Origin of the sequence: Clostridium sp. Cult1, assembly GCF_021655095.1 — a bacterium.
In the GTDB taxonomy this organism is placed as follows: domain Bacteria; phylum Bacillota; class Clostridia; order Tissierellales; family Tepidimicrobiaceae; genus Schnuerera.
This window is the reverse complement of sequence record NZ_PPXW01000001.1, coordinates 1,707,706-1,709,111: the sequence shown is the minus strand read 5'-3', so window position 1 is coordinate 1,709,111 and position 1,406 is coordinate 1,707,706. Positions and strand designations below refer to the sequence as shown.

Below are 1,406 nucleotides of genomic sequence, written 5' to 3'. Positions count from 1 at the left end.
TTTTTTTATTATACATAAATATTTATCCTCATCAAGGGTAAAGGCTACGCCCCTGCTACCGCAGGCCCTTGATTTCAGCTAAATATTTATGTGTGCTTCTCTTAAGCGAAAAACATTAAAGTTTGACTATTAAAGGCTTTGCTGTTCCTTCTAAGGTTCTTTGATAGAATTCCGATGGAGGAATATATCCTAAGGAACCATGAATTCTGATTTTATTATATGATTTCATGTATTCAGCAACTTCTTTATAAGCCTCGGCATAGCTTTCAAATTCGTACCTTGATAAACATTCATCTTCTAATAATCTATGGAAAGATTCTATATGAGCATTTTTATTTGGGGTTTTAAATGGTATCCTTTCATGCTCTAAGTTTAGCTCTTTGCAAGCATCTTCAAATTTATGACTAATAAATTGTGGCCCATTATCTGACCTTATTACTAAAGTAGCATCTTTATCATAGAGACCACGCTTCATTAATGCTCTTTTAAGAATTATAATTATATCCTCCGATGTACATGACAGTCCCATATGGTATTCTACAATGTTTCTATCATATACATCTAGAAAAGAAGCTACATAAAAGAATCTATCTTCACCATGTATATAACCATATTTTATATCTACTTCCCATAGGGCATTAGGTTTTGTAATCTCTCTATTTTTTGCTATTTTCCTTGGATGCTTTGGTTTAACTGTTCTTTGTGGTCTTAATATGTTTAATTCCTTACATAGTCTATATACTTTCTTTTTATTTATGATTAAATTAAATTTTCTTCTTAGTATTATGGTTATTTTATAATAGCCATAGCATAATCCTTCGGATTCAATGATTTCACAGATATATTCTTTAATTTGTTCATCACAAATAGTTTTACCATCATTAGTTTTGGATGAACCTGGGATTGGCCTGCCACCCTTATTTACTAGCCTTTGTTCTTCTGTCGATTTTGTATTTGAATCTTTATTTATATTAAAGTAATAAGTTGATTTGTTTAATCCAAGTATTTTGAGTACCTTAGTCACTGGATATCCAAAACCTATCCACTTATTAGCTATATTTACTTTATCTTCTATCTTTGGGTCGTTTTTTTTAGTAGGTCTTTAAGGATTGCTATTTCAAGATCCTTTTCGCCTAATAGCTTCTTTAGTTGCTCATTCTCCTTATCTAAGGAGGAATTAGTGCTATAATCTATATTAAGAGGATTATTCGTTTTGTTAGCTTCCTTTGATTCTCTAACCCATCTTGTAACCGTGCCTGGGACAATATCATGCTTTCTTGCTACTAAAGTTGCATTACCAACTTCCTCTACTTCTTTAACAATTTGACGTTTAAATTCTTCTGGATATCTTGTATTTTTGCTTCTCATTCTGGCAACCTCCTGTTGATTATATTTTACTATAATCG

Annotated in this window: 1 protein-coding gene; it reads right to left on the bottom strand. The window is 31.4% G+C overall.

What is annotated here, in order from left to right; translation table 11 throughout:
* Window positions 1-115: 115 nt before the first annotated feature.
* Window positions 116-1,368 (bottom strand): IS3 family transposase gene (locus C3E89_RS08490; protein WP_442870592.1). Its coding sequence is split into 2 segments (ribosomal slippage): window positions 116-1,086 and window positions 1,086-1,368, totalling 1,254 coding nucleotides; the frame shifts between segments, so codons are not numbered across the junction.
* Window positions 1,369-1,406: the final 38 nt, after the last annotated feature.